Below are 6,994 nucleotides of genomic sequence, written 5' to 3'. Positions count from 1 at the left end.
CGTCGGCAGCGTCAGATGTGTATAAGAGACAGTTTTAAATCAATATTTATTTCATAATAAATTGGTGAAATTATAGATATAGGTAAATACAGAAGAATATGGGATTATTACTTATTAATCAGCATTTAAATCGGAATATAATTTACTATATTCCGATAAATTTATAGTAGTAATGAAATATAATTTTCCAATCAATCTTAAACTAGAAAAGTGTACTTTTTAAACGGTTGTTAGTTTTCAAGGAACTTATTATAGTTATTCTTTTAATCATTTATAGAAAGATATTTTTAAGCATATATTTTATATAATAATGAAGATACCATGGATGAAATGTTACTAAGAGTATTTTTGAACTGTATAAGTGGACAGGCTCTGCTAAAAGTAATGAAATAAGATTGCAAAAAGAAGAGAGTTATAAAATTAAATAAAAATTTTATATTTGCCCTACTTTTTATTTAATTAATTTTCTCTATGCTATATATGTGTTGGAATTGATATAACAACTTTCTGTTAACGAAGGATTTGTACTTAACTAAACATTAAATAAAAAAGTGATGATGAAAGGTAAATGTATAATGAAGAAAATCAAAATATTAATCTTTCCAATTAGTTTTAGTGTATTACTAATTGGATGTAGTAATAAAGAATTGAATGGGAATTGGAGATTAGCGGATAATGACAATAATTGTCCGGTTTCTTACCAGTTTGATAAGAAAATCGAAGTTAATCTAGAAACCAAAAAAAGAAAACTATATGGTTAATAGAGATGCATACTCAAAAAATATCAAAAGAATATAAAAATTCAGGGACATACATTTGGCTTGATAATGAGTGGATAAACATTGATTATGGAAACAATTTTAATCAAAAACAAAAAATGGTACAAGATAAAGACAAATTAACGGCTTATTTTCCAGTGGTAGAAAAAGTATGCACTTATAAAAGATAAAATTAAGGTAGCCTGGTGCAACGTACATATCCATTCAAAAAATACTAAAAGAATTTGTCTCTTTAGGGGAATAAAAGGAATTTAAACTATCTCCAAAAAGAATGAATTACACATTAGTACTTTTACAGATGGCATAAATACAGCAATCATGTTTTAAATTGGAGCATATGAAAGTGAAAGGAGATGAGGAATAAAATGAATCCGATTCCAGTTTTAATAGCTGATGATGAAGTGGAAATTACTGAGTTAATTGGGATACATTTAAAAAAAGAAGGATACCAGGTTGTGAAAGCAACTGATGGAGAAGAGGCAATTCGAATTATTCAATCGCAGCCAATCGATTTAGTCGTGTTAGACATCATGATGCCGAAAATGGATGGTTATGAGGTGACGCGTCAAATCCGTGCCAAACATCATATACCGATCATTTTCTTAAGCGCAAAAACATCTGATTTTGATAAAGTGACAGGTCTTGTAATAGGTGCAGATGATTATATGACGAAACATTTTACGCCAATTGAATTAGTTGCACGTGTGAATGCCCAACTTCGCCGATTTCTTACGTTAAATCAATCGAAAGTAGAAGAGGAGAATAAATCTGTTTTAGAGGTAGGCGGCGTTGTTATTGATTTTGAGAAACGAACGGTACATGTATATGGAGAGCAAATAGAATTAACTCCAAAAGAGTTCGATATTTTATATTTATTGGCGAGTCATCCAAAGAAAGTATATAGTCTTGAAAATATTTTTCAGCAAGTATGGACAAATGACTATTATGATGATAACAATAATACAGTTACGGTACATATTCGTACTTTACGAAAGAAACTTGGAGAAGATAGAAGAAAGAACAAGTTAATAAAAACGATATGGGGAGTAGGTTATACTTTCAATGGCTAAAATAATGAAAAGTTTTCGATCTAAAATGATTACTTTGTTTGCGCTAAGTATGGTATTAGCAGGTGGCGCTACATATATACTTGTTAAAATAGTAGGTTTCTGTTTAAGAATGATGTTTAGTCATGAAGAGTATGGAAGAATTTTGTATCTGGTTGGAGGAGGTAATTATCTTTCTTTTATTTCCGCCACCGCCACCCTACTAGCTACTTTGTTTTTTTTCTTTTTGACAAAACCATACTTAAAGTATTTTGATGAAATTTCCAATGGTATTCATCATCTTGCAAAAGGAGATTTTACAAATAAAGTCCATATCTCATCAAATGATGAATTTAGCGATATTGCACGCGAAATTAATATTGCGAGTGAAAAATTAAAAGAGGCGGTTGAAAGAGGAGACTTTGCTGAAAGTAGTAAAGATCAGCTTATTGTTAACCTAGCTCATGATTTAAGAACACCATTAACATCTGTACTAGGTTATTTAGATTTAATTCTCAAAGAGGAGAATTTAACGAAGGAACAGATTAACTATTTTTCTACAATTGCATTTGCAAAATCAAAGCGACTTGAGAGTTTAATTGATGAGTTGTTTGAAATTACACGAATGAATTATGGTGTACAAAAATTGGATAAAAAATCCATTAATATAAGTGAATTGCTCATACAGCTAGATGAGCAATTATACCCATTGCTGGAGAAAAATCAATTAGAAGTGAGATTAAATCTTAAACCTCATTTATATATTAACGGTGATGGGAATTTGTTAGCTCGAGTATTTGAAAATCTTGTAACAAATGCGGTTCGATACGGAAATAAAGGACAATTTGTTGATATGAACGGATACAGTGAAGATGGAGACGTTGTTGTACAGATTGTTAATTATGGAGATAGCATTCCAGAAGAAGAGTTGCCCTATCTTTTCGATATGTTTTATACAGGTGATAAAGCAAGAACAGTGCAGAAAAACAGTACAGGTCTTGGATTATTTATTGCTAAAAATATTGTTGAGCAACATAATGGGAAGATTTCTGCTGAAAGTAATGTAATGAGAACAATATTTGAAGTGAGATTGCCAAAAGAAGAGAATTCAAAAGTTTAATAAATATTTAATTTTCACCCCACTTTTTATTTAATTAATTTCTTCTATCCTATACATAGGTTAGGTCAAGGAGGAATTAGAAATAAAAAGTGGTTTTTTTATTGCGCACAGCATGCGCCGGGTTTTTATAACACGATGATTTTAAAAACTTCTTAAGCTAAATCAGCCGAAAGTAGAGGAGAATAAATCCGTTTTAGAGGCAAGCCGCGTTGTGATTGATTTTGAGAGGCGAACGGTACATGTATACGGAGAGCAAATGGAATTAACTCCAAAAGAGTTCGATATTTTATATTTATTGGCGAGTCATCCAAAGCAAGTATATAGTCTTGAAAATATTTTTCAGCAAGTATGGACAAATGATTATTATAACTATAATACAGTTGCGGTACATATTCGCACTTTACGAAAGAAACTTGGAGAAGATAAAAGAAAGAACAAGTTAATAAAAACGATATGGGGAGTAGGTTATACTTTCAATGATTAAAATAATGAGAAGTTTTCGATTGAAAATGATTGCCTTGTTTGTGCTAAGCGTGGTACTAGCAGCTGTCGTCACATATATGATGTATAAAGGGGTATTTTATTTTAAAACAATGGTACTTCATGAAAATCTTTTAGAACAATTTAGGAAAACTGGAATGGCATTTGGAGAATTTACGTTATTTTATTTTTTAATTCCCTTTATTTTATTATGTGTTTTGTTTTTTTTCTTTTTAACAAAACCATACTTAAAGTATTTTGATGAAATTTCTAATGGTATTCATCATCTCTCTAAAGGTGATTTTACAAATAAAGTTTATATTCCATCAAATGATGAATTTGGCGATATTGCACGCGAAATTAATATCGCGAGTGAGAAATTAAAAGAGGCGGTTGAAAGAGGAGAATTTGCTGAAAATAGTAAAAATCAGCTTGTTGTAAACTTAGCACATGATTTAAGAACGCCATTGACATCTGTACTTGGTTATTTAGATTTAATTCTCAAAGAGGAGAATTTAACGAAGGAACAGATTAACTATTATTCTACAATTGCATTTGCAAAATCACAGCGACTTGAGAGTTTAATTGATGAGTTGTTTGAAATTACACGAATGAATTATGGCGTGCAAAAATTAGATAAAAAATCCATTAATGTAAGTGAATTGTTCATACAGCTAGATGAGGAATTATACCCATTATTTGAGAAGAATCAATTAGAAACTAGATTACATGTTGAGCCTCATTTAACTATCAACGGTGACGGGAATTTGTTAGCTCGAGTATTTGAAAATCTTGTAACAAATGCCGTTCGATACGGAAATAAAGGACAATTTGTTGATATGAATGGATACAGTGAAGATGGAGACGTTGTTGTACAGATTGTTAATTATGGAGATAGCATTCCAGAAGAAGAGTTGCCCTATCTTTTCGATATGTTTTATACAGGTGATAAAGCAAGAACAGTACAGAAAAACAGTACGGGTCTTGGATTATTTATTGCTAAAAATATTGTTGAGCAACATAATGGGAAGATTTCTGCACAAAGTGATGAAATCAGAACAATATTTGAAGTGCGATTGCCAAAAGAAGAGAATTCAAACATTTAATAAATATTTAATATTTACCCCACTTTTTATTTAATAAATTTCTTCTATCCTATACATAGGTTAGGTCAAGAAGAAATTAGAAATAAAAAGTGTTTTTTTGTAACACGATGATTTTAGAAAGGAGATGTTTATAATTTTAAGTTTAATTTATATTGTAAAATAATAAAATTTTCATTTTGGGTGCAATTCAAAATGTTAGCTTGATGGGTATGTATGGTGCCCCCTATTAGATGGTCATATAGAAATTGATAACAACAGAGGTATACGTCTAACGCTTAAATCCAGATGCTCCTCATTATTTTTCATCTACATTTCTCCTTTTAGTAGCTTAATTATACAACTACTGAAAATTGATTCTTACCTTTTACTAGCTATCTAGCTCTGTGTATAATATTGTAAGTAATTCTTTGTATTAAAATATATTAAACATAAAAAAGTAGGTGAAAAATCAATAAATGAATATTACAACCACAAGTTCTACAAATAGCAAAAGTAGTGAGGTGTTATATGATACATATTAATAAAGAAAAATGGTCTGTGCTCCAAATTTTATTTTCATTTAGTCTACTTTTAAGTACCGTCTTTACACCAATGCTTTTTTACATTGTATATGGATTGCAACTAGCAAATGGATTTGAAGGGTATTGGCCATCTATCTTGTACTACACTACATATATGACAGGAGTTTTTATTTGGATACCTATAGTTAGTAAGATCGGTATTCAACGCTCTTTATATTGGTCTGTTTTTATTACGATTGTATCGATAATTAGTGTTGCTTTTGGGGGAGGTTATTCCTCATGGCTTGCAGGAAGCGCCTTAGTTTCTGGATTTTCAATTAGTGCGATTCCTTCAATGACAACCACTTTATTATTTCGATTTTCAGAACGTAGCGGGAAAGGATCCAACAAAAATCCTCAAGCAATAATTATTTTTATTGTTTTTATCTTGCTAATTGCAACTCTTTTGGCAATTCGCTTCGTAAACTTGCCACTACTAACTTTTATATACGGAGTTTGCTTAATTTGCATACTTTTTACTTTAAAAAAAATGCCCGCAATTGAGAAAGTCAAAGAAATGTCTTTCATTCCAATCATGTGGGCAGTCGGAAGATTTCTCTTATTTTCTTTGTTCGTTATCTTGCTACGAACAAGTCGTGATATAAATAATGAACAAATTATATTCTTTATCTTTCTTATAGTTATAGCACTTATTTGTTTTATGCTTTTGAGTCTGTTAAGAGGTAACTTTTTTCACAAACTTTCATCATCTTTACCAATTAAACTAAAAGCACTATCGTTTTTACTTGGATTAGGAAATGGTTATTTATTTCTGATAGGAATATTCTATAGTTTTACATTTTATAACATTTTGACTGTTATTTTCATTCTGGTTGGTCCTTATTTATTAGGGATTTTAATGTCTCCATTATTAAACAATAATAAAATTACTAAGAAGCTAAATCCAGTATATATTTTTATATTAAGCACATTTTTAATGTTATTCGGATTCTATTCGCCAATATTTATTATCCTTAGTGTAACAATTGGTAGCGCTACAATTAATTTGCTTTCTTCTCAAAGTAATTTGAAAGCATATACCCTTAGTCCTTCACACAGAGAGCTTTCCTTACTCTTTTACACAACATGGAAAAACATTGGGAATATATGCATGCAATTCTTTGTATTGGTTGTAATTGTGATGGTTGGAATTTACTACAATGTCGAGTGGTCTCAACTTTTCCAAACAATTGTTGGGAAGCATAAGTTGCAGATTCCGGAGCTATCAGTACCATCATTAATGTTTATTTTAGCATTTAGTTGTTGGCTGGGAATGGTAAGCTTAGCGGTTTGGGTTAGTAAAGGAACTAAGCCGAAGTATGATTAGAATAATGTAAAATGATACAAATATATCATTAGAGGCAATGTCCAGTGAAGTGTCGGTTTCAAATGAAACTTTACGACAAGCTTGGGCTGAGGGAGCCTATGTTCTTTCTCTGTCTAAACAAGACCCTTTACCTATGATCACAGTTAGTGAACAAATTTTAAAATTACTTACTAAAAATGATTAACAGAGAAATAGGAGTAATTTTATGACACAAATAAAAAAAGATAAGTAGCCAAAATAAGTTAATACTTATGATTTTAGTGTTAGGAAACTTTATATGTTTAATTAGTGAGACGGTCATGAATGTGGCTTTACCAAGTATTATTTCAGAATTTGGCGTGAACGCAAGTACAGCTCAATGGTTAACTTCCGGTATATGCTTGTCAAGAGTGATGAACCATTCCCTTTGATTCCATTGGTGCCGTGCTGAACTTTATCACAGGGGCGTTAATGTACTCACTGAATAACCCATTTAAAATCTTTCTTCATTACATTCAACACCCGAACAGATTGCAAATCTTGCGGTCAACTTCGTGTTAAATAGTCTTCAAACAAAAAATAATAAAGAAGGTAATC

4 protein-coding genes and 1 pseudogene are annotated in these 6,994 nt (G+C 30.8%); all 5 read left to right on the top strand.

From position 1 onward, the window contains the following. The first annotated feature begins 1,144 nt into the window (after positions 1-1,144). The 5 genes and pseudogenes from JDS99_RS22935 to JDS99_RS22915 all read left to right on the top strand — a co-directional run bounded on the left by JDS99_RS22935 (position 1,145) and on the right by JDS99_RS22915 (position 6,418). On the top strand, positions 1,145-1,849 hold the full coding sequence (locus tag JDS99_RS22935) for a response regulator transcription factor (RefSeq protein ID WP_199695786.1): 705 nt from the start codon (positions 1,145-1,147) through the stop codon (positions 1,847-1,849). Further along, a complete protein-coding gene (locus tag JDS99_RS22930) occupies positions 1,842-2,945 on the top strand; it encodes a sensor histidine kinase (protein WP_199695785.1) in 1,104 nt (367 codons plus the stop codon). The genes JDS99_RS22935 and JDS99_RS22930 overlap by 8 nt, the downstream gene beginning before the upstream one ends. A gap of 145 nt (positions 2,946-3,090) precedes the next feature. After that, positions 3,091-3,429, top strand: a pseudogene (locus tag JDS99_RS22925) (winged helix-turn-helix domain-containing protein); the annotation flags it as partial. Then, the gene (locus JDS99_RS22920; protein ID WP_199695784.1) at positions 3,422-4,531 is read left to right on the top strand and encodes a sensor histidine kinase; all 1,110 of its coding nucleotides are present in this window, start codon (positions 3,422-3,424) and stop codon (positions 4,529-4,531) included. The pseudogene JDS99_RS22925 and the gene JDS99_RS22920, both read left to right, overlap by 8 nt. Before the next feature lie 591 nt (positions 4,532-5,122). Continuing rightward, entirely contained in the window at positions 5,123-6,418 is a 1,296-nt protein-coding gene (locus JDS99_RS22915) for a hypothetical protein (RefSeq protein ID WP_199695788.1), read from the top strand. Positions 6,419-6,994: the final 576 nt, after the last annotated feature.

Origin of the sequence: Bacillus cereus group sp. N6 (assembly GCF_016483705.1) — a bacterium.
Taxonomy (GTDB): domain Bacteria; phylum Bacillota; class Bacilli; order Bacillales; family Bacillaceae_G; genus Bacillus_A; species Bacillus_A wiedmannii.
Note: the sequence above shows the minus strand (reverse complement) of the source record. Positions and strands in the feature narration are given on the sequence as shown.

Coding starts and splice junctions, on each gene's coding strand:
- JDS99_RS22935 (WP_199695786.1), top strand. CDS start 1,145: ATGAATCCGATTCCAGTTTTAATAGCTGATGATGAAGTGGAAATTACT.
- JDS99_RS22930 (WP_199695785.1), top strand. CDS start 1,842: ATGGCTAAAATAATGAAAAGTTTTCGATCTAAAATGATTACTTTGTTT.
- JDS99_RS22920 (WP_199695784.1), top strand. CDS start 3,422: ATGATTAAAATAATGAGAAGTTTTCGATTGAAAATGATTGCCTTGTTT.
- JDS99_RS22915 (WP_199695788.1), top strand. CDS start 5,123: ATGCTTTTTTACATTGTATATGGATTGCAACTAGCAAATGGATTTGAA.